Raw genomic sequence first — 23285 nt, 5'->3', positions numbered from 1 at the left:
AGACTCCTCCTTCCGATTAAGCTCGCACTGCACGTCTTACTCTTGGATCGATGTACGCATACGATATGTCCACGAGCAAGTTCAACACTACATAGATGATTGCTGTAAAGAATACGACACCTTGCACCACGGGCAAGTCTTTAGACATAAGGGCATCTGCAATAATTCGGCCAATTCCTTGTCTCGAGAAGACCGTCTCAACGACAACGGTGCCTGCAAGTAAATCACCAATAAGCATACCGATAACCGTTACCGCCGGGATCAATGCATTTCGTAGTGCATGACCATACATGATGACCCGTTCCGAGAGCCCCTTGGCTCGCAATGCCACGATAAACGGTTCATTGATCACTTCCAGCATACTGTTACGTACCATTCGCACGATAAACCCCGCACCGACTAAACCTAGTGTTGCCGCTGGCAGCACTAGTGAACTGAATCCATCTGAACCCATCGCCGGAAACCATCCAAGCTGTACGGAGAACAAAAGGATGAGCAGAATTCCCGTCCAGAAGGTAGGCATCGAAATCCCGAATAATCCTACAAGGCGAGCAACAAAGTCGATCACTCCATTACGATGAATGGCTGACAATACACCTAGAGTAATGCCAATTGTGATTGCGATTAGAGAACTAAGCGCCGTCAGAGCAAGTGTTGCAGGGAAATGCTCCAAGATTTTAGGCAGCACCGGGTCGGAATTGATCATCGATTTACCAAAATCCCCACGGAGCATATCTCCAAAATAATGTGCAAACTGGACGTAAAATGGCTGATCCAGACCTAGCTGAACCCGCAAGTTCTGGATCATTTCCGGTGTAGCAGAGGATGGGTCTAACATCAGCAGGACCGGATCACCCGGCAGAAGATACATGATGCAGTACACCAGCACCGAGGCTCCGAAAATAACGAAAAGTGATGTTGCTAGCCGTGTCAGTACCGTTTGAACCATACCGGGTCGTCTCCTTCCTGAGTACGTATAATGCTGAACATGTTATGGCTGAATGGTTACATCGTTGAACAATGGATATCCCAGTGCATCAAACTTCACCCCTTGAACGGTCTTGGATGCAGCGACAGTATAAGGGAAGACGTATATAGGCAAAATGACTGCCTGATCAATCAAATATTGCTGAACCTGATGGTAGATTTCCACCCGTTTGTCCGGATCGGTCTCAACCGCTCCCTGCTCCAGCAGTTTGTCAATTTCAGGGTCTGCCAGGCCAGACAACGTTGGCCGTTCTCCTTCTGCACTCGTATGATAGAAGGCATACAAGGCATTAGGATCGGAATTCACCTGACTATTACCGTATAGATCATAATCCCAGTTCTGATATATGACCGTGGCAATATCTTTTGTAATCTCTACCTCAACAGCAATGCCCACCTGTTTCAACTGTTGTTGAATAATCGCAGCGATATCATTGCGTTTTTCCCGGTTAGGCGAACCATCCACATAACGAAGTGTCAGCTTCTTCCCATCCTTAGCACGGATACCGTCCGTTCCTTTAACCCATCCCTCTTCATCCAGCAATTGATTCGCCTTGTTGATATCCGGATTAATGCTGCCTTCTAACGAAGAATCGTATCCCAAAATCCCTGGAGATAGCGCAGACCAAGCACGTTCGTAGTTGCCTAGGTACAGCGTTTTGACAATGGTCTCCACATCCACGGCAGATTGAACGGCCTGACGAACTTTCACATTATCCCAAGGTGCTTTGCGTAGATTGAAAAAGAGGGTGTAAGGCAGCCCCACGGTATTCGCCTGCAACAGCTGTTGATTCGGATCACCCTTCAGTGCCGCAATGTTTTGCGGTGGAACCGTCTCGGCCGCGAGCACCTGACCACTTTGTACACTTCCGATGCGCGTCGCTTCTTCAGGTACAATTTTGAAGGTAATCGTATCTAGGTGAGGTGCAGCCTGATTCTCTACGGTCTCAGGGGCCCAGGCATAATCTTTATTTTTGGCAACAACGATATCTGCATTTTCATCCCATTTTACAAACGTGTACGGCCCGGTACCTACCGGGTTTTTCCCCAATTGATCTCCATATTTCTTCGCAGCAGTTGGAGACACAATGCCGAGCAATGCTTGACTTAGGTTACCAAGGAATGCCTGTGATGGCTGTGCCAAATTAACTTTAATTGTGTATTCATCAATGACCTCGGAGGAGCTATACGGTCTAATGAGAGCTAGAGAATTGGCAGCTTTGGTAGCTGGATCGATAACGCGATCCAAATTATACTTGACCGCTTCCGCATTAAACGGCGTGCCGTCATGGAATTTCACGTCATCCCGTAGCTTGAACGTGTAACTTGTGCCGTCGTCCGATACGCTCCACTCTTTGGCTAACCAAGGCTTAATGGAGCCGTCTGGCAGTTGAACCACCAGGTTGTCATAGATCGTCCGAATTGCACGTACCGTTACCGCTAACCCGCTTCGATGAGGATCAAGCGTATCAGGAGATGTAGCCAGTGCATACGTCAGATTGCCGCCTTCTGCAGGTGCAGACTGCTCGCCACCCGAAGCTTGAGCAGCTCCGTCTGATGTGCTGCCAGCTCCGCATCCGGATAATACCAGTATTAGTGCTGCTGCCAAAGCCATATATTTCATCCATCGAATAGACCTGCTCATATCGCTTCCCCCTCTGTGTATACAGGTGTCATTGAATCATTAATCAATATAACCTATAAGATAACTTGGTTTTAAGTCGTTGAAAAATCAATATCATTACCCTAATTAGGTTGTGGTTCGGCTTGTTGGCGGGCTACAGTGTACCGATTAGCTGGAATCTGCACGCCTAAATTACCGCGCAATGTATCATGCTCATATTCAGTACGGTAGAGGCCACGCTCTTGCAGAATTGGGACAACGAGTTCTACGAAATCAGACAGTCCGCTTGGTAGCTCAGAAGCGATAATAAATCCATCTGCCGCTTCGGCTTCGAACCATTCTTGAACTTTGTCTGCCACCTGTTCAGGTGTGCCAATAAACTTACTTTTAGGTGTCGCTGCTCGCAGGGCTACTTCGCGCAAGGTAAGCCCTTGCTCTTTGGCATTCTGCTTAATTTTATCTGTGCCGCTGCGGAAACTGTTGCTTCCAATACCGTGCAGCTCAGGGAATGGCTCATCAAGTGGATATTGGGAGAAGTCATGATGCTCGAAGAAACGACCTAAGTAATCAAGTGCTTTCTCAATCGTAACTAGATTTGCAATTTCCTCATATTTACGCTCCGCTTCTTCCTCAGTACGTCCCACAATGGGATTAATTCCAGGAAGGATCACGATATCTTCTGGTTTGCGACCATAGGAAGCAGCACGAGTTTTGACATCCTTATAGAATGCTTGAGCCTCTTCAATCGTATCATGCCCAGTGAAGACTGCATCCGCCTCTTGTGCGGCTAGTGTCTTGCCGTCTTCGGAAGAACCTGCTTGGAAAATGACAGGCTGACCTTGACGTGAACGGGCAATATTGAGTGGACCTTGAACGGAGAAGAACTCGCCCTCATGATTGAGCGTATGCAGCTTGGATGAGTCGAAGAATACGCCACTTTCTTTATCCCTTACAAATGCATCATCTTCCCATGAATCCCACAGCCCTTTAGTCACCTGCAAATACTCTGTAGCAATCCGGTAACGCTCGGGATGGGTTGGATGATTGCTTTTACTATAGTTTTTGGCGGAGCCTTCCAGCGGGGAAGTTACAACATTCCATCCAGCACGGCCATCACTGATGAGATCCAGAGAACCGAACTGTCTAGCAACCGTGAAAGGATCACTATATGAAGTCGATAGGGTTCCAACTAGACCAATTTTGGACGTAATTGCAGCGAGCGCAGACAGAATGCTAATTGGCTCAAAGCGATTTAGAAAATGGGGAATGGATTTCTCAGTAATGTACAGACCGTCTGCGATGAATACCAGATCGAACTTGCCTTCTTCTGCTTTTAGTGTTTGGCGTTTATAAAAATCAAAGCTCACACTTGCATCCGCCTGCACATCTGGATGTCTCCAAGTCGTCATGCTACCTCCAACACCGTGTACGATTGCTCCAAATTTCAAACTGCGTTTTGCCGTCATATCCGCTTCCGCCTCTCTCTGATTAAATGATGGGATAACCACTTATATTCGTTAATCTAGAAGTTATTGATATTGACCCACGTTCGCAGAGCAACCGTCCCAAACACTGTTCTCCCAGGCTTTCCGACTATTCATCCGTATGAGAAAACAATGAAAGTTAACTATTCCTATGAGTTTGGTTTGTTTTAATTTCACAAATCTTATCACTGCCCTGCTAATGGGTCAACTGTGTTTCTTATAGAACTTTTCTATATGTGCATTGGATAATCCAAAGGAACACTTTACCTTAGCCATGTATGGATCAAAATTAACTCTCCCGACTACTCTATGCCGTGATGACAGCCCATCGCAGCCGGGAAAGTTTGCTTTTACAAAAGGATCTATTACGATCCAACTTAAAGTGCGTGTTCAAAAAGGTCGGTTTTCAGTAACGAGAAAAGGGGATGAAGATAGAAATGGAGTAGCGGAGCGTAGGCAAAACTACGTGAGCAACTACATTGTTTCCGGAGGAAACAAACTTCGTAAGCATCCACTTATTTCGGCTGAATCCCATTTTCGATGCTGAGATGCCGCTCGCGCATCCTTCGTAATCAAAAGCGGACTTTTTGAACAACCTCTTAAACGGCTGCCGCTTCGTCGTGGCGTTCAAGAAGCTCTGCCAGTTTTTCCAAATCTGCCTCTAGCAAGGCTTCATACTTTCCGTCTCTGCCTACCTCAATAACAGGTACATGACGGATCCCATACTTGGCTTCCAATACATCTCTCAATACGTCGTTGCCTTGTACTTCAATGTTCTCAAAAGGCTGATTCCGCTCGGTCAAAAATGCCTTGACCTCCCCGCAGAAATGACAACCTGTTTTGCTCCAGAGCACGACTTTTTTGGATGAAGAAGACATCGACATACCTCCTGATTGGATTCAAGGTTATGATCAGGAAATCAGTATCCCAGACCATCAATTCCTATCTGTTAAATAAGAATTATGGCTATAAATGTACTCCCGCACCTATCAGGCGTCAATCCATCTGCTAATAGAATAAACCTATAACCGGATAGAAAGATTAAATTTAAAAATTTAATTTTTGGCTCTTTTGCAAAAGAAGGGCTACCTTATCGGCATATATAAGACGGCTTCACCCGTTCTCGGGAACAGGACAGATTCTGATTCCTACGGGGATTAGATCCACAAGCTTGCATACATTTGAACGGTCTGTTGAGCGTAGTAATCTTACGAATACAAGCATAAAAAAAGACTAACCCGTCATTACGGATTAGCCTGCTCATACAAGAATGCACCTTCCCAGCTGCAGCGGGCTGTCTTCATCGCGCGCGAGTAGTTACTGTATGTAATCATTGAATGTGGAATGAAGGCGGCATAATTCGATAGCCGTGCGCACAACACTTCACCCCACATCAAGCGAACCAACAACCCACAATCGCTACTCGAATCATTACAAATCTTCGTTCAAGAGCTGCGGCGGGGCAATAATCGGCCAGCCTTCTTCGATCAAACGTAATTGTTCTGCAGGCACGTGCACAATATGTGCAGAATGTACACCCCAACGCTCGAATGCATAGGTCGTTACAAACCTTCTACGTTTGCCACCGCTAATCTGGTAACAGGTCTCAGGTGCATCTGCTGCTGCAACAATCGTTCCATTCGGCCAAAGATTTCCTGAGCCCTCCATGGATGAGCTCCGCAGCTGATGAGCTTCCAGCGGCCACGCCTGTATTTCGTTTGTTGATTCAACTGCCTCTCCCGAAGGAATGCTGAGCAATTCAGGTTTGGCAATCTGAACGGGAGAAATACCGCGTGGGACAGGGATATTTAATTTGCGGCGATGTCCACCAACTACGGTATAGACCTCTCCTTTGGCATCCGATATGAACGAACCCTCTGGATAGAATTCGCTGCTACGTCTAAATGATAATGCAAGGTCAGCGCTTCCCTGAGTGGATATACGCTGCCTTGAATCCATTTGCTTCTTGCTCTGCAAGCCGGCTGGAAGCATTTCACGAAGCGCAAGTTTGTTCGTTTCTGCAACAAGCGCATGAGGATCTCCCCATTTCTTCGAGAAAAATTGCTCGTTGTCTTGATTTACGACCACGTAATCCTGCTCACCTAACGCCTTCATGCTCACACTTCCAAAATGATGGATGAATGCATCCCCAGCTACCGCAAGTTCATATCCCGCCAGCTTCACACGAATGATCCAATCATCGTCCTCGAAATTGCCAACGGCATAGCCTTCATCCAGATAACCGACACGCTCCCACAATTCCCGCGTGAACAGCCAACAGAACCCAACCAGACGATCCGTTAACCGATGCTTCTTCGCATCCGGCCGATTATGTTTACTCGCAAATGACCACATATCCTCCACTTCACGATAAGGAACCTCGATCTGCTGATCACCACCGATGTAGTTCGTTACAGGCCCAACCACACCAATCTTCGGATCACTATCCAGACATGTCATCATGTTATCAAGCCAGCCAGGTGTGACCAAGGTATCATTGTTCAGCACTACGATATGTCTGCCTCTTGCCATCATCAAGCCATAGTTTACCCCACCAGCAAATCCACGGTTCACATCCAATGCAGCAACTCTAACCACACCACCAATGCGAAGCAAGGCTTGTGCTGTACCATCTTTGGAAGCATTATCTACGACGATAATCTCGTAGGGAGCTGGTGTATGCTTTTCAATGCTCGCAATACATTTCAGTACATAATCACGTTGATTGTAAGTAGGGATAATGATGCTTACTCCTTCAAAAACTAGACCGAACGAGCTCTGCCCCTGCGCTAATCCTTGATCGTATCCTCTGCGATAACCCTGCTTATATAATTTCGCACCTTGGGCGGCTCGTCGCCCGGTACCTCTGCGCTTAGACTTTTGCCTTACACGTTTGTTTACCGAGTGTAGAGTAACACGTTCCGATTCCAGACTGCGCGTAGATGCGGTCATTCCGACAGCACTTTTCCCTGAACCGCTAGATGTATGACTATTGCTCCTCATACTTTCCCCTCCATTTCTCTTCAATGAGAGCCGAGTGCAGTCAATCCAGCGCTGCCCTCGGCATCCATTAGAGATGAAGCTCTCCCGTAACCAATTTGTCTGCTAAATGTCCAAAATCCAATGCAACCTTGCCAAGTTCCCCTGCAATTCGGCGACACAATATAACGGCCGGAATCCCGGCTGCGACGAGCGCAATGTCAAAAGCGACCTCTGCTGCCTGCTGCATCACTCTCGGAATATCTGAATATCCCGCGACAGAACCGATAACCCCCGCAACATGTACGCCATGAGTTTGAAGCAGTCCCCCTAGCTCATGAGCCTTGCTGCCGATTAACAGTACACGTCGCCCATGTAGGATAGGCAGTAATAGACCTGACTGATGCAATCCGTAATTGATGGTGGAGCTGGTCAGCTTCAGACGTGACCAATCGATCCCAAAGTGCTGTAAGACAGGAAAAAGTAACCCTTGGAATGTCGGCGCCCGCGAGATCGGAACTCCGACACAATCTGCACCTTGAATGGCTTCGGCGAGCGAAGCCCGAATCTCAGGTGTAGAACGCGGCACCCCTGCATAAGGCAGAAACGGTGCCAGTTCCTGCACCTCCTCGCCGGGCAGCACCGTATCGGCTGCCAGAGCCAACAGTTCGCCATCGCCTAGGCGAACGACGGAAAACGGGCGCTGGGCATTCAATGCGCCCACAAGCTGTTCAGCCACCTCATGGGGGCTGGACAGCCTTGCCAGGCTGGGCGCGTACTGGCGGAATCCCGCTGCGATCAGATCTGCCGCCGCAACGGCAGGCAGAATATGATCCGGCGGGATGTGCTGCGCCACCAGCGCCTCCCCACCCGCGAACACACCGTCGCGGTAGCCCTCGGCATAGCCGCCGGGCACGGCCGCCGCCTGCACTGCGTGCTGCGCTGGCGGCAAGCCCTGTGCGCTGCCCATACCTGGGGCAGCGCCTTCCCGCCCCGCGGCGGCGACACCCTGCGGAGGTGTCGCTTGCGGTGCTGGCGTGGGCGCACGGCGCGAAGCCGTGCGCTGGGTGCTGCGGGCGGCGATGGCTCGCCCGCTTGGCGCTGCTCCGGGCTTGCGCCCTGCGCTTGCCCGTGAGCCAGGGCGCGAGCGTGCAGCAGCTCGCCCGCCTGCGGGCTTGCGCGCAGCCCGTCTGCGACCTGGCAGCGCAGAGCTGGTGCCCCGCACTTTGGTCGGGGCACCAGAACGAGCGCTCGCGCCAGCCTTGCGCTTGGGCTTCTTTACGGCTCTGCTCCTTACCGTGACTTCTCCAGTCGAACGCTGTTCGCGAGGTTCGCCATGGTGGAGAGAAGCACTCGACTGCGCATGAAACAGCGTCTCCACTGATCGGTTGACTGTCGTTCGCCCCGTAGCGTTGCTCATCCCCACACGTGGGCGAGTAGATATGCTATTTCCTGTGCCTATTCGATGTCCTTGACCCTGAAATGCTGCCGGATGGGTACCCCTGGACTTGCCGGTTACCCAGGCTCCAGCCAGCCTGTTGCGTTTGGCTACTTTCACGGCATTTCCTCCCCTGATCTTCGTTAGGAGTGCCACTGCGCAAAGCTCCGGCGCAGGATCATCCGCTCTCCCATAGGGCACCGCACAGCAGCATCAGAAGCATCATTTTACGGCAGTTGACCTTTCATTCGAACCGACGCTTCCTGTAGTGATTCAAACGTACCCGCATCGCTCCAATATTTTTGCAATATATCGTACTCAAGCCCACCTGCGGCGGCATAATGATTATTCACATCAGTGATTTCCAGCTCACCACGCGCAGAAGGCGCAATGTTACCAATGAGGTTGAACACATGATCATCGTACATATAAATTCCAGTGACACAATAGGATGTCTTTGGATGACTCGGTTTTTCTTCAATATGCGTAATACGTTCTGGGTGCTGGGGATCAAATTCCGGTACGCCATATCGTCTGGCGTCATCCACCTTCTTCAGCAACACACGGGCTGTTCCTTCAGGTTGTTGTACATATCGATCAACATACGGTTTCAGATCATCGCTGAACAGATTGTCACCCAGCAGCACAACAAATCGTTCTCCCGGTAAAATAAAAGATCTCGCCAAGTCCAAAGCTTCTGCAATGCCGCCTGCTTTCTCTTGGATACGATAAGTCAAACGAACACCCAGCTCCGCCCCGCCACCTAAGAAATCGGTATATAGACCAGCCGACTGTTTACCCATCACGATCAAAATATCTTCAATCCCCGCCTGACGGAGCCTGTCGATTCCATACACAATCATCGGATGTTTACCGACTGGAAGCAGATGCTTGTTGATCAGCCGCGTCAGAGGGTACAATCTTGTTCCTGTTCCGCCAGCAAGAATAACACCTTTCATTTCACGTTGCCTCCTTCATCGGATGTCTCAATATATTCAAGAGGATCGACCTGCCATTTGTTAATGAAAATCGAGCGATTACGCTCTAGTAGCTGTTTCCATGTATCCGGATCCGTCTTCAGAAAACTTGCACTACCTTGATGATGAACTAGAACATCACCGCATACCCGCAAGCGAAAACCCTTCATCCGGGCGCGATAACAATAATCATCATCCTCATAATGTCCCGGCGAATACGCCTCGTCAAGCAAGCCAATCGAATCGAGTACTCGTCTCCGAATTAGCATACATAACCCAACGATCCGTTTAACCTCTATCCACTTCTGTGGATCCGTTACATTGTTGGCTCTCGCCAGCTCCTGAAAATGCTCTATGCTGTGAAAATCCACCTTGACCTGCTGAATGCCGCTGGCGTAATTAGTGACAGGGCCTGTAATTCCAACCTGCTCATCACTATAGAGGGCAGTTCGTAAATTTTCGAGCCAGCAGGAGGTCACCGTAACGTCATTATTCAAGAGGAGAAGCTCATCTCCGATAGCTACACGCAGCCCTGCATTGCAGGCAGCAGGAAATCCACGATTTTCAGGCAACCGGACAAATCTTAGATGTTCCTTGGCACAATAAGCGGCCGTGCCATCCGTTGAACCATTATCCACAACAACAATCTCGTAAGGGGTGTGAGCACCTGTATATTGACGGATCGACGCAATGCAGGATTGCAATAAATCTAATCCGTTATAGGTTGGAATTATAATACTCGTACATGTCATCAGGTGTTCCTCCTGTAAGCCACTTCGCTTCGGGATAACGTAGGTGCTAGCACCTCTTGCCCCGCCAAGTTCAGCCACTCGGCTATCGCTTCAAGATGATCTCCAATAATGAGCTTAGCAACTGGATTGCCGCTACCTACATTGGTGGAACGAAGACGATTGGATCGAATGACGTCGACCTGACTAGGTGCCGTTACTCTTAATCCATGTTGAATGGCGAGAGCCTGTGCTTTAGGTGGAACAACAAGAGACTCTGGATTTACTGCTTGGATCATACGCCGAGATAATGCATGGGGCACAGCCGTTAGAGAATTCGATTGAAGATCAGCTCTCCCCAGTGTCCGATTGAGGTATGCCTTCATTCGAGTGACCTCATCTTGTCGTGCAAATGCAGGCAATAAGGAGGACAGATCGTTAAGCGCCACATCGTCTCCGCGATCAACCGCATACAGAAAAGGTGCCAGTTGCTCTGCCGCGATGACCATATCTCCATCGACAAACAAAACGGATTCTGCTGTCGTTACCTTAGCACCCAGTGCACGGCCAACATCATGACCTGCGCGATTCGGCTCATAGACAAGGGTCACTCTTGAATGAGCAAGCACCCGCTCCAGACTATGATCGGTTGTTCCGTTTAATACAACAACGATCTCTGTCAGGGGAAGTCGTTTCAGTTGGACAATGACTTGAGCCAACGTGGCCTCTTCGTTACAGGCACTGACTACAGCAGCCGCGCTACGGTGAAGATGCATAGGAACGATATTCAATGAGCGTCCAGACGAATGGGCATACCCCTGCATAAATGCCTTTCCTGCCTGCATTACATCCTCGTAATCACCCATCTGCTTAGATAGAGTAGGCCAGCATGTGTGCCAAGCAAGATGTGCCTGTTGCTCCATAGAATCGATATCACCCGAGCTATGCCGCCCCGCTTCTTCACCGTATTTCCATGACTGCTGGAACACTGCTCGATTCGTTTCCAGCTTCGTGATTTGTTTCTTCAACACTTGCCCTCGTCTTCCTCGCATACCTCTCTTTCGTGTTCGCTGATGGCGAACGCCAACGATACGGGCTTTCATTTTGTCACCTCCAGCATATTGCAGCATTCAGCCTACAAGCTTCCGAATACGATAACTTTAGAGCAAGGGTATTCTCCGTTCCGCTATCAGCAAGGATCAAGGTGAATACACCTTATGCTCTATAGCGTACCACCTGGAAACCGTCCGTGAATGATTACAACATGCTCACCTCGCCAGGCTACGTACCCGCTCCAGATCGGAATGTCCTCCACGGGAACCAAGGGTATCTGTCATCCATTTGATGGCCGTTAGATGATCCGTTAAGATCACTTGGCTTAATAGATCGGTACTTTTTCGTTTGCGTGATCGAACTGCATTCATTCTGCCTACAGGCACATGGTGCACTGCGCGCACCTGCAACCCACCGACTACTGCTTTGGCATGTGCCAGTGGAGGAATCTCTAGACTTTCAGCACCTATAACCTCCAGAGCCTTACGACTTATCGCATGTGGAATGGCTGTCATCGAGGCTCCTTCCAGATCCGGTCTCGTTAACATACTGTTCAGAACATGTTTGGCTTCTACCACCGGATGTATAGGGATTCGTGTAATCGGGCCGTTATAGTCGTTCAGGGCAACGTCTGTTCCATCCATAATCGCTCGCACATAAGGCGCTAAGTGCTCTGGAGAGATCGGAATGTCTGCATCGGTGAATAATAATATGTTGCCACGAGCCACCGTCGCGCCCGCTTGACGACCGCCGTCATGACCTAGAGCCTCTGTATAGTGGATTACACGAGCACCTGCCGCTCTTGCAACTCTTGCCGTACCGTCTGTAGAGCCGTTGACCACTACAATTACTTCCGAATCCCGGCATATACGCCGAGCCAAACGAACCACTTTACCTATCGTTCTCTCTTCGTTCATTGCTGGAATAATTACCGAAAGTAAAGGGCTATGCTCTGATCGCTCCGTAACTGGAATGACATACCTATAGGTCTTTGTACCTTTTTTACGCATCGGTTTCAATCGCTGTTTCTGCTGCTGTGTCCTATTTCGTTTGGAACTTGGTTTGGTACCCGTCCGAGCGATACTACGGCGGTTTTGCAACCATATCACCTCCCAATGAAAATCATCAGCATGCAAGGGAGTACACGTTATTCTATGTATTCGTGGAGAAGTGGAAACGGCGTTTGTCCTTGATTGGCGGGCAGTTCTCCCAGCAAAATCCGCTTTCCCTCCGCTCCTTCCAGACAAATTCCGTCAAAATATCGGTAAAAGGTTGCTTATCCCCTACTTTAGACATAATTTGGGCAAAATCTAAAATTTCTTCTTTTCCAAACTTTTACATTGTGATACTATACGTTCAAGCCTTAAACTTACAAAATAATCCTTTTACAGAACAAAAGTTCTCAAGCAACTTTCTTGCTACTATTAATTAACCTTAGGACAATTGTGTCATGTTTTTCATTCCTTACTTACATCACTTGAGAGGAGGGATGCTGTTCACGATATACCCCTACTTCCCGGTTACGCGAACCTGGTACGAACACCCCGGCTCCGTAAGACTTCTTCTGCTTCGCAAGTTGACAACACCCCTTGGCATCCATAAGAGGAACGGTATTAGACGTTATGAAACAAGCGACCGGATCAGATACTTGGACCTTGCTAATCCGGCATGAGACAAGCTATCCGAACGATTGACCTATAACCGTCTGTATAACATTCCACGCTTCAGGATTAGCCCCACGCTCCGCGCTGCCCACGTCGCAGTCGGAACTCCACCCAAGAATGGCATGATATGATTCCCCAAAAAATTGAATGAATGGAGCGTTTACTATGAAATTTGCCAAAGTTATGCCAACAATTCTTGGAGGAGCACTTTTGCTCGCTTCCGTATCTTCTGCAGGAGCAGCTCCGTTGTCAGATCAATCCATTCCATTGCAAGTGCCCTACGTATCTGAGGAGGGGATTCCTTTGAACAACGGCTCCGACGAAGCCATCTTCAATTACCTTGGGCAACAAGAGCAATTCCTGAATTCGGATGTAACATCTCAGCTCAAAATTATTAAAAGATCCACGGACACTTCCGGCATAAGACACTTCCGATTGAAACAATACATCAAGGGCATTCCGGTCTACGGTGCAGAGCAAACGATTCATTTGGACAAAACAGGAGCCGTTTCCTCCGCGCTTGGTGAACTTCCTCCAGTTGAAGAACAATCCATCCCGAACGATGGTGTAGCTGAGATTAGTGCCGAAGATGCCATCCGCATTGCCTCAGAAGAAGCCACTTCCCGTATTGGTGAACTGGGCGAAGCCCAAAAAGACCCTCAAGCTGAATTGAACATCTACCACCATGAAGAGGATGGGCAAACCTACCTCGTGTATATTACCGAAGTCAATGTACTTGAACCTGCCCCGTTGCGGACAAAATACTTCATCAATGCCGTTGATGGCAGCATCGTATCCCAATTTGATCTCATTAACTTTGCCACTGGAACAGGTACAGGCGTCCTTGGTGATACGAAGACCCTTACCACAACGCAATCGGGAAGTACGTATCAATTAAAAGATACCACGCGTGGAAAAGGCATTCAGACGTATACAGCCAACAATCGTTCCTCTCTACCGGGTACTTTGCTCACCGATTCAGACAATATCTGGACAGACCGCGCAGCAGTTGATGCGCATGCCTATGCTGCTGCCACCTATGATTTCTACAAAAATAAATTCAATCGTAATGGACTCGATGGCAATGGATTGCAGATCAGATCTACCGTACATTATGGTTCCAACTATAACAACGCGTTCTGGAACGGTGTGCAAATTGTCTTTGGTGATGGGGACGGTACAACCTTCACTTCCCTATCTGGTGATCTCGATGTGGTAGGACATGAATTGACTCATGGTGTCATTGAATACACAGCTAATCTCGAATACCGTAATGAACCTGGTGCATTAAATGAAGCTTTCGCTGATATCATGGGGAACACCATCGAAAGTAAAAACTGGTTGCTTGGTGATGCCATCTATACTCCTAACATTCCGGGTGACGCATTGCGTTCCCTCTCCAATCCTACCTTGTATGGACAACCTGATAAGTACAGCGATCGTTACATCGGTTCACAGGATAATGGTGGTGTTCATATTAATAGCGGAATTATCAATAAAGCTTATTATCTCGCAGCGCAAGGTGGTACACATAATGGTGTAACGGTAACTGGAATCGGACGTGATAAAGCAGTGAAAATTTTCTATAGCACGCTTGTGAATTATTTGACACCAACGTCCAAGTTTGCCGCTGCCAAAACAGCAACGATTCAAGCAGCCAAAGATCTGTACGGTGCCAATTCTGCTGAAGCAACAGCGATTACCAAAGCATATCAGGCTGTAGGACTGTAATTAATCTCTAACTGTGGTGAACGTTCTGATACCCCTCACTGTCCGAACGGATCGACCCTAATGATGAACAAAAGCGGTGTCCTGGACAAATCCGGGAACCGCTTTTGCTTGTTAACATGTAGAAATATATATAGTACGTGTTCAACAGCGGACGTTATGAACAACCTCTTATACGGAAGGTCCGGCAGCGATCCATGATAACAAACCATACGTATGCTTGCAGCCTACCGCACGCGATACCTCCAGCACCGCCTCATCCTCGCTCTGAGACAGCAGGGATACCTGGAACCCACGGTCATTGCTCATCGCAACAATAACGTAATGCTCTGATGCAAATGACTCTTCGAATGCAACCGTCACCTCTACGCATTCTTCATTCTCTGGCAGGATAAATGCTTCCATACCGAATTGTTGCACAACCAGTTGGCGGCTAACACTACGTACAGGTTGGAAGGACAAATGTTGAGGCTGAACCGCTCCTGCCTGTAACTGCTCGCTACCCACGATGTTGTCACACAAATGCGCTTGTTGAACAGACTGTTCATTGAGCTGGAACGTATGATTGCCGCTATCCGTCTCGGTTACACCGGAAAGTTCTCCTTCTGTCTGAATCCATTCGCCTGTCGATAGATCAGTCTTTGATTCTGTAACAGGCTGTTCTTTCCACTCCTGGACAGATGTCTGAAGTAATTGGATCGCCTCGGCATGTGCGACGGTTTGTTCTTCCAATCGTGTAAGTTGCTGTTGTTGATCGACTAACGTAAATTGGGTTTGTTGATCCGATTCGTTCAGTACATTGAGCTGGTTAACAAGATCCAGATGTTCTGAGTGGTCGGGTTGATTGATCGAGTTGGGCTGATTCAGGTGATCTTCTTCTACAATTGCAGGAGCTTCCTGCCGTTTGCTGGCTTCAAACTGCTCTAGCGTCTCTCCACTTACCTGACGAATCGCAGTCCAAATATCCTCGCTTAAATGTGCAGTATTCACAATCCCTACATTTAAATGATGGGATGTGATGCTCTGCTCACGGAGCTTACTTCCGTCAATGGCACCACCCGCAAGTTTATCTACCGTGATAGCTCCGTCTTGAATGTGAGCTGCGTTGATGCCTTGTGCTTGAATGTGATCTCCTTGAACGGCTCCGTTCTGAATTCTCCTTGAACCGCACCACTCTGAATGTGATCTCCGTTGATGCTGTCCGTTTGGATATGACCTACTTGGATAGCTCCATCCTGAATGTGAGCTGATTGTACGCTCTCTCCCAACAAATGCACACCCGACACCGCTCCTGGCGCCAATTTGCTGCCATCCACACTGCCCTCAGCAAGTTTATCCAACGTCACGGCTCCGCTCTCCAAAGCCTCCGTTGTTACACTTCCCACTTCCAGATGTGACGCGCGAATGCTCTGTTCTTGAATGTGGTCTCCTTGAACGGCACCACTCTGAATGTGAGCTGCATTAATGCTTTGCGCTTGGATGTGGTCTCCTTGGACGGCTCCGCTCTGTCTCCTTGAACCGCACCACTCTGAATGTGATCTCCGTTGATGCTGTCCGTTTGGATATGACCTACTTGGATAGCTCCATCCTGAATGTGAGCTGATTGAACACTCTCTTCCGTCAGATGCTCACCCGACACTGCTCCCGGCGCCAATTTACTGCTATCCACACTGCCCTCAGCAAGTTTATCCAACGTCACGGATCCGCTCTCCAAAGCCTCGGTTGTTACACTTCCCACTTCCAGATGTGACGCGCGAATGCTCTGTTCTTGAATGTGATCCGCACGGATACTCTGCTCTTGGATGTGCTCTTCTTGAACRGCTCCGYTCTGAATGTGTCCTGCRTWGATGCTTTGTGCTTGGATGTGGTCTCCTTGAACCGCACCACTCTGAATGTGGTCTGCATTAATACTTTGTGCTTGAATATGATCTGCTCGAATGGCTTCGTCCTGAATATGAGCCGAATGTACGCTCTCTCCCAACAAATGCACACCAGATACGGCTCCTGGCGCCAATTTGCTGCCATCCACACTGCCACTTGCCAGCTTAGAGCGAGTCACGGATTCCTCTTGCAAAATAATCGTGCTGACCGATTCTTCTTCCAGATGAGCTGTGCCAATACTCCGTTCATGGATATGATGGGCAAAAATAGCTCCATCATGAATATGGCGTGATTGTACTGCGTCTTGCTGAAGCTGAACGGTGCTAATTGAATCGGCCTTGAGGTGCAAACCACTAATCAAGCCTGGTTGCAGGTGCGCTTCTGTTACCGATAACGGTGCCAGATGATCCGTCTGAACGGATCCGGGTAGGATATGATGGGATGTAATGGCCTGCTCGTTGATATGTTCCCCATGAACACTATCTGCCTTCAGATGATGTGAATGAACGATCTGATTGCTCAGATGATCCGACTTGATGCTGCCTTCAGCCAGATGAATGGATGTTACTGCGGATGGCTGCAGATGCTCACTGCTCACTGAATCATGTTGTAATGTGTCCGAAGATACGGAATCTGCAACCAGATGTTCTGCATTGACTGAACCTGGACGTAATTTATTGCCTGTAATACTTCCATCTGCAAATAATTCTGGTGACCGGATCTCATCTGCCAGATGCTCCAGTGATACCGAGTGCTGCTTCAGATGATAACCACGAATCGTTCCCGCCGGAATATGCTTAGCCGTAATACTCTCAGCCATGATTTTACTGGATGTGACGCTACCATCTGCGAGCTTAGCTGAGGTCACAGCCAAATCTGCTAATTTATCTGTAGCAACGCTCTCAGGTGATAATTTTGGTGAAGTAACCGAATGATCTGTGAGATGTGGTGGGAAGATGCTGCCTCCAGCAATCTGGCTGGAAGTCACGCTTCCTGGAGCCAATTTATCTGTAGTAACCGCACCACGAGATATGGCATCCGTTTGCACACTTCCTGGCTGTAGATGAGGTACACCTACGGCGTGCTCGGTTAAATGCTCCGCTTTCACTGCATATGGTCGAAGAGCATCGGAACCCACGCTACCTGGCGCAAGATGAGCACCCGTCACTCCGCCGTGAGCAAGATGAGATGATGACACACTTCCTGGAGCAATGGCTCTGCTGCTGATCGATGCCGAGCCTAATTTTTCTTCCGTTATACTTTCATCCGCAAGCTTTGCGTCGGTTACCGCTCCATCCTGCAGCTCATACGTACCTACCGCAGACTCCGTCAGATGCGATGTGGAGACAGCCCCGGGTGCAATCGCATCCGCAGACACACTGTCTGTGGCTAAATGCGTAGCCTCAATACTTCCACTCGCAATATGGATGGAATGGATCGCTGCATTATCCACATGCACAGGTGAGATCCCCCGGTTGGCAATATGCTCTGCACGAATAGAGCCTTTGGCGATATGCTTCCCATGCACTGCCTCATCGGCAATTTTGGAAGCAACGATACTCTGATCCGCAATCTTAGAAGCTGTAATGGACTGTTCCAGCAGTTTGGCTGTCCCTACAGATTGATCTGCCAATTTACTGCTGGTCACGGCACCATCCACCAGATGTTCATTGGTCACTTCGCCCGTACCGATCTGTTCCCTACCTACAGCAGCAGTCCGAAGCTGATTGGATCCAATGGCGCCATCCACCAGATGTCTTCCGCTCAGCGAGCCTTCAGCCAGATGTCTTGCTTCAATTGCACCGTCTTCAATCTGCTCACTTCCAATACTACCTGCCGCGAGCTGGGAACGATTGATTGCCCCTTCAGCCAGATGAGTCTGCTTGATTGCACCTGACTGAATATGACGAGATTCCACCGATTGTTCTTCGATCTTGCTGCTAGTGACCGCTCCCTCACGAATTTTAGCTGTTGTCACTGCTTCGTCCGCTAACTTGGATGTATGCACCGCTCCGCCTGTCAGGTGGCGAGTATCTACACCGCTGATGGCAATTTTATCTCCAGTAACGGCTTGGTTTTTGATTAACTCCTCCGTGACGAGCATACGACTAAGATGCCTAGTGCCAATCGAACCATCCGCAATTTTGGCCGCATCAATGACCTGGTTGCCCAGCTTTTGCGATGTGATACTGCCATCTCTTATTTTCTCTCCGCCAACAGAAGCATTACGTATTTTGTAACCAGATACCGAGCCATCAATTAAATGTTCCTCTGATACGGATGCCTCGGCAAGTTTAGCAGATACAATCGCACCATCTGCGATATGAATACTGGTCACTGCATAATCTTGTAACGCCTCGCTGCCAACAGCTCCAGGTTTCAATTTGGATGCATCTACCGAGAACGGTGCAAGTCTACTCTCTGTTACCGCATACTCACTTAGGTCATCCGTATAGATGTATGCCCCCGTTGAGCCTGGCATCTGATTCTGATTCAAAATATATCGGCGATCCTGACTTGTCGTTTCCTTCGATTCTTCTAGAACACTAGGCGCTACACTGCTAACTTGAATTTGCTTGGTTTCTTCTACGGGTGCTGGTATCTCCGGTTCCTTTGCCACTTTGGGTTCAGGTTGTACTGCTTGTGGCTCAGGTTGTACTGCTTCTGCTTTTACTTCTGATTTCGCTTCTGCTTCTGCTTTTGCTTCCACTCCTGGCTTAACTTCTTTCGCGTTTGTTCCATCTGCAGCTTGATCCGCTGATACTGGCGAGGTTTCTACAGGTGTCTGATTTTGAATGGCTCTAGGAGCCGGTACAGATGTCTCCAGCCGTTCTTCCTTGTGCAAGAACGGATCCGATTTTATCGAGCCGATACGGCGATCCGTCAGTTCCAATTCCTTAAACTTCGGGCTCACATGCCGCAGTTTCGGCGTAAGAACCTTCTTTTTGCCTCTTTTACTCATGCAGCTTGCTCCTTCCTCTCACGTTCGTCTCCGGCATCATATGCTTCAATCTAGGCATCTGCCACTTCTAATCCGGACTTTTATCCATACCGAGCCATCATGTACAAGTAAGAACGGATCAGATGAACCCCATGAAGTGAAATAGGCTGCGTACGGTTACATCGAAAAAGGCGGCTGTCCATGCCCTCCGAGCAAAACTGTCATACGATATCGTATAAGTACGGGTATGCCATGAACGGACGAACCAGTGCCTTGATAACTTTGAAGGAGGAGCGGTCATGCCACAAGAGACGATCGGCATTATGTTCGATTCACGCATGTACCGAGGGATACCCGCCGGAAGAACCGGTCAGGAATCACTCACGAATTATGAGCAGGCAGCAGCCAGCCACGGATTGATCCTTTGTTTTTTGCGGCTCGAGGATATCGATTTCAACACAAAAACCTGTATAGCCTATGTGAAAAAAGAAGACGGATACGTCCGCCAAAAAATGCCCTTACCCACAGTCATTCACAACCGTGCGCTTCAGCTCCGCCGAGCGGAACAGCATCAAGTTACTACCTTACTTTTGCAAGGTATTCAGGTATATAACGTTCGTAATCGTTACCGTAAGGATCACATTCACGACATGCTCCGTCAGGAACCTTTACTGAGAGAGCATCTGCCTCATGCTGTGAGAGCCACACCTGAGTCGTTAACGGATATGATGGAGCAGTATAATGATCTGATCATTAAGCCATGTAGCGGAAGTATTGGGCATGGCATTATCCGAATATTCAAGCAAGAAGGGCATTGGAAATTAACCCGTGAAACGAGAGCTTCTCGCAAAGGCTGGGCTACCTTTCGACTAACGAAGGGGCAGCTACCCTCAGCGATCCTGCGCCGAATTTTCCGCTATGCACACCTTATTGAAGAACGTATTCCTCTCATCCGATATGAGGGAAGACCGGTGGATCTGCGTGTTTCCGTACAACGTGGAATGGATGGTTTATGGGGAGTAACTGGACTATTCGCCAAAGCCGCTCCGACACATACCTTTGTCACTAATATCGCTCAAGGCGGTAAGGTCATGACGCTGGGTGAGGTGTTAGGCTCTGATGTGAATAGCTACGAGCTCGCACAACTGGAATCCAGAATCCGCTTAGTCTCGCTGCGTATCGCCAAAACGCTGGCGGCAAGCCTACCTCATCTTGCGGATCTAGGTCTTGATTTAGGCATCGCCCGCGACGGACAGATTTATTTTATTGAATGTAATGGACGGGATCAGCGTTACGGTTTCCGTAAAGCCGGTCTGGTGGAACAATGGAGGGCAAGTTACCACGAACCGATGGCATATGGGCGTCTTCTACTGGAGCAGAATTCGCGTATCCCTAGACAACCACAGACGTACCGTAAGTACCCGTATTGATTTCGGAGGCATTCTGTGTCAATATTATGCAGAACGGCCGGGTCCTACCGGCCTTGATGTTCGCACTAACCCTAAGGGGGATATTCATGGCAAAAACGCTGTTACGGTTAATGACTGAGCTTTCTTCTCGCAAATGGATCTCGCGAACTGTGGGAGCCTTCTCCAAGAGCAGAGGAAGCAAGGCATTTATTCCTTATTTTGTCCGGACCTACGACATCCCTGTTCAGGAAGCAGAGAAAGACTGGAAGGAATACCGTTCACTGAATGATTTTTTTACTCGCAAATTAAAACCAGGCATGCGCCCATTAGACCTTTCGGAACATGCGCTAATTAGTCCAGTAGATGCCAAAATTACGGCAGCGGGTCCAATATCCGCAGGAACACTCCTGAATGTTAAGGGACAAAACTATACACTTGCTGAATTGTTGAATCACTCACCACATCTGGAGAAATACAAACATGGTTATGCCTTCGTCCTGTACCTCAGCCCTCGCGACTATCACCGCATTCATGCACCTGTTAGCGGACGCAGGATTGAGAGCGAACATATCAAGGGGAAAGTTTACCCCGTGAATGATTTTGGTCTGACACATATGAGAGCCGTGCTGAGTCGCAACGAACGGCTAATTACGTACATCGCCCATGATTATGGAGAAGTCGCTGTAGTTAAGGTCGGTGCGATGAATGTGAGCAGCATTCAGTATGCTGATGCAGACACCAGCACATGGGCACAGGGTGATGATTTAGCCTATTTTGAATTCGGCTCTACGGTGGTTCTCCTAACGCAAAGTGGTACATTCAAACCTACTCCTGGCTTACAGCCAGGAGATTCCGTCAAAATGGGAACATTGCTCGGCCGTTTGAAACCAATTCACTGATACTCATAAGACAGGCGGCAACTCTCATGCACAATTAAAAAGGATGGCGGAACACCTGTAATCAGGGTCTCCGCCATCCTTTTTAGATTAGTCTATGTATCATGCTAGCATGATACAGCCATTTCACTGCATGTATACAAGCATTACGAAGCCTCACTCCGTAATTCATTGATCGACTGATATCGCCTCAAAACCATACATCCTGCAACTCATCTGCGGGTTTAAATCGACGCAGACGGTTCCGGAAAATAAGGCATCCTTTTGTAGAGCATCCCCGGTTGCGGATCCGCCGTTTTCCGTTCATCCTAAGTCCCCCCTTCGTTTGTTCATCTGGAATGCTTTTTACTTACCCCTGACTCCCAGACTTGAAACGTTATGCTGCATCCTGGCATGAAGACCTAGGACGTATCTGAAAACTCACTGAAGTGCATCTTTTACCCTTTCGCCCCCTGCTGCGTCACCTTCCCTTGACGTGCCCCGGCACGCCTACGAAAAACTTCCTTGCTTGGAACAAAAATCCGGCAAAATTTGCGTTCTTCGGAGTTTCAAACACGCCCTAACGAATCTCGGAAGGACTTTTGCCTGTATACTGCTTGAACTGACGACTGAAAAAGAAGATATCCCGATAACCTAAAGCATCCGCCACTTCGGTGACATTCATGCCAGTATGCACGAGCAGGTGCTCTGCACGTTCAATACGCATACGAATGATATACGATTGTACGGAAGAGCCAACTAACTCTTTAAACTTAATCGAGAAATAACGTGGAGACAGCCCCGCACGTGCAGCCAAATCCTCCACTCGATGCGTGATCCCCGGATGCTGACGAACATAATTCGCCACTTCCTGAATCACATCCGATAGCTGGTTACTCACCTTTTTCTCGACAGGTGCTTCCGTATCCGCACGCAATAGATGAATCATCAACTGCTTCAAGATCAACCGACTCTCTTCGGTGCGACCGTATACGTCAGACAGGAACAGTCTTACATACCGTGCCAACAAATGTTCAAACTCCACCGTCTCCTGGACTTCACGATAGGACTGAGGCACATCCGTCACATCCACATCCACATCAAAATGGATATACGTCAGTACAAGCGGTTTCTGTCTATTATGTGTAGCACTTGTATGGTCTCCTGGTCTAAATAGGAAACAACTGCCTTTACCCACCTCGTAAGGCTGGTCATTCAGCACAACAGTCCCCTCACCGCTCCACACATAAAATAAATCATAATTCTGCATCGGTTTTTCCCGCTTCTGCCACTTCCATCCCGGTTCGCAGACTATTTTGGCGACAGCGGGCAAAATAACAAATGATGACGGCGATGCCTGCAGCATGTCGCCACTCCCCCTTGAATGTTAATCTCTAGCTATTGCATCGTACCCATTCCTATCGTTTGGAGCATAGGCTTACGAATTGTTCATCTCAGGTTACCCGATCCGTGTACGCAAATCCTCGTTGAAATGATGCAATATGCTCATATATATA

Annotated in this window: 19 protein-coding genes; 3 read left to right on the top strand and 16 right to left on the bottom strand. The window is 48.6% G+C overall.

Annotated features, from left to right (window positions below; translation table 11 throughout):
* Window positions 1–16 precede the first annotated feature (16 nt).
* The 12 genes from ASD24_RS26945 to ASD24_RS31370 all read right to left on the bottom strand — a co-directional run bounded on the left by ASD24_RS26945 (window position 17) and on the right by ASD24_RS31370 (window position 12870).
* Window positions 17–949 (bottom strand): ABC transporter permease, encoded by a 933-nt coding sequence (locus ASD24_RS26945; RefSeq protein ID WP_056702550.1) that lies wholly within the window; start codon window positions 947–949, stop codon window positions 17–19.
* Window positions 950–991: 42 nt separating this feature from the next.
* Complete coding sequence (locus ASD24_RS26940) at window positions 992–2632, bottom strand: ABC transporter substrate-binding protein (protein ID WP_056702542.1); 1641 nt, start codon at window positions 2630–2632, stop codon at window positions 992–994.
* 101 nt (window positions 2633–2733) lie between these two features.
* The gene (locus tag ASD24_RS26935) at window positions 2734–4077 is read right to left on the bottom strand and encodes an LLM class flavin-dependent oxidoreductase (protein WP_056702539.1); all 1344 of its coding nucleotides are present in this window, start codon (window positions 4075–4077) and stop codon (window positions 2734–2736) included.
* Window positions 4078–4694: 617 nt separating this feature from the next.
* On the bottom strand, window positions 4695–4973 hold the full coding sequence (locus ASD24_RS26930; RefSeq protein WP_056702536.1) for a glutaredoxin family protein: 279 nt from the start codon (window positions 4971–4973) through the stop codon (window positions 4695–4697).
* A 553-nt stretch (window positions 4974–5526) separates the two neighbouring features.
* Window positions 5527–7098, bottom strand: a complete 1572-nt coding sequence (locus tag ASD24_RS26925; RefSeq protein WP_056702534.1) for a glycosyltransferase family 2 protein — start codon at window positions 7096–7098, stop codon at window positions 5527–5529.
* A gap of 67 nt (window positions 7099–7165) precedes the next feature.
* Complete coding sequence (locus tag ASD24_RS26920) at window positions 7166–7930, bottom strand: GT-D fold domain-containing protein (protein WP_235540896.1); 765 nt, start codon at window positions 7928–7930, stop codon at window positions 7166–7168.
* 809 nt (window positions 7931–8739) lie between these two features.
* A complete protein-coding gene (locus ASD24_RS26915) occupies window positions 8740–9471 on the bottom strand; it encodes a sugar phosphate nucleotidyltransferase (protein ID WP_056702532.1) in 732 nt (243 codons plus the stop codon).
* Window positions 9468–10241, bottom strand: a complete 774-nt coding sequence (locus ASD24_RS26910; RefSeq protein ID WP_056702529.1) for a glycosyltransferase family 2 protein — start codon at window positions 10239–10241, stop codon at window positions 9468–9470. The genes ASD24_RS26915 and ASD24_RS26910 overlap by 4 nt, the downstream gene beginning before the upstream one ends.
* Complete coding sequence (locus tag ASD24_RS26905; RefSeq protein WP_235540894.1) at window positions 10241–11320, bottom strand: glycosyltransferase family 2 protein; 1080 nt, start codon at window positions 11318–11320, stop codon at window positions 10241–10243. Before ASD24_RS26905 ends, ASD24_RS26910 begins: the two co-directional genes overlap by 1 nt.
* A 165-nt stretch (window positions 11321–11485) precedes the next feature.
* Complete coding sequence (locus ASD24_RS26900) at window positions 11486–12379, bottom strand: glycosyltransferase family 2 protein (RefSeq protein ID WP_397339108.1); 894 nt, start codon at window positions 12377–12379, stop codon at window positions 11486–11488.
* Between the two features lie 43 nt (window positions 12380–12422).
* Complete coding sequence (locus ASD24_RS31220; protein WP_156395564.1) at window positions 12423–12566, bottom strand: hypothetical protein; 144 nt, start codon at window positions 12564–12566, stop codon at window positions 12423–12425.
* A gap of 172 nt (window positions 12567–12738) precedes the next feature.
* Window positions 12739–12870: a hypothetical protein gene (locus ASD24_RS31370; protein ID WP_268795366.1), complete on the bottom strand. Its 132-nt coding sequence runs from the start codon at window positions 12868–12870 to the stop codon at window positions 12739–12741.
* 229 nt (window positions 12871–13099) lie between these two features.
* Between ASD24_RS31370 and ASD24_RS26895 the strand changes: the two genes are divergently transcribed.
* Entirely contained in the window at window positions 13100–14665 is a 1566-nt protein-coding gene (locus ASD24_RS26895) for a M4 family metallopeptidase (protein ID WP_056702523.1), read from the top strand.
* A 168-nt stretch (window positions 14666–14833) separates the two neighbouring features.
* Here ASD24_RS26895 and ASD24_RS26890 read toward each other — a convergent pair whose 3' ends face one another.
* The 3 genes from ASD24_RS26890 to ASD24_RS26880 all read right to left on the bottom strand — a co-directional run bounded on the left by ASD24_RS26890 (window position 14834) and on the right by ASD24_RS26880 (window position 19505).
* Window positions 14834–15652 (bottom strand): WIAG-tail domain, encoded by an 819-nt coding sequence (locus tag ASD24_RS26890; RefSeq protein WP_056702521.1) that lies wholly within the window; start codon window positions 15650–15652, stop codon window positions 14834–14836.
* A gap of 80 nt (window positions 15653–15732) precedes the next feature.
* Window positions 15733–16047 (bottom strand): hypothetical protein, encoded by a 315-nt coding sequence (locus ASD24_RS26885; RefSeq protein ID WP_156395563.1) that lies wholly within the window; start codon window positions 16045–16047, stop codon window positions 15733–15735.
* Window positions 16035–19505, bottom strand: coding sequence for a hypothetical protein (locus ASD24_RS26880; RefSeq protein WP_056702514.1), 3471 nt, complete (start codon window positions 19503–19505; stop codon window positions 16035–16037). The genes ASD24_RS26885 and ASD24_RS26880 overlap by 13 nt, the downstream gene beginning before the upstream one ends.
* Before the next feature lie 278 nt (window positions 19506–19783).
* Between ASD24_RS26880 and ASD24_RS26875 the strand changes: the two genes are divergently transcribed.
* Window positions 19784–20914: a YheC/YheD family endospore coat-associated protein gene (locus ASD24_RS26875; protein WP_056702511.1), complete on the top strand. Its 1131-nt coding sequence runs from the start codon at window positions 19784–19786 to the stop codon at window positions 20912–20914.
* A gap of 86 nt (window positions 20915–21000) precedes the next feature.
* Complete coding sequence (gene asd, locus ASD24_RS26870) at window positions 21001–21792, top strand: archaetidylserine decarboxylase (RefSeq protein WP_056702509.1); 792 nt, start codon at window positions 21001–21003, stop codon at window positions 21790–21792.
* Between the two features lie 556 nt (window positions 21793–22348).
* On the opposite strand, the gene ASD24_RS26865 is transcribed toward asd, so the two are convergent.
* The gene (locus ASD24_RS26865) at window positions 22349–23134 is read right to left on the bottom strand and encodes a helix-turn-helix domain-containing protein (RefSeq protein WP_056702506.1); all 786 of its coding nucleotides are present in this window, start codon (window positions 23132–23134) and stop codon (window positions 22349–22351) included.
* Window positions 23135–23285: the final 151 nt, after the last annotated feature.

The sequence above is a fragment of the Paenibacillus sp. Root52 genome (assembly GCF_001426865.1).
Classification (GTDB): domain Bacteria; phylum Bacillota; class Bacilli; order Paenibacillales; family Paenibacillaceae; genus Paenibacillus.
Note: the sequence above shows the minus strand (reverse complement) of the source record. Positions and strands in the feature narration are given on the sequence as shown.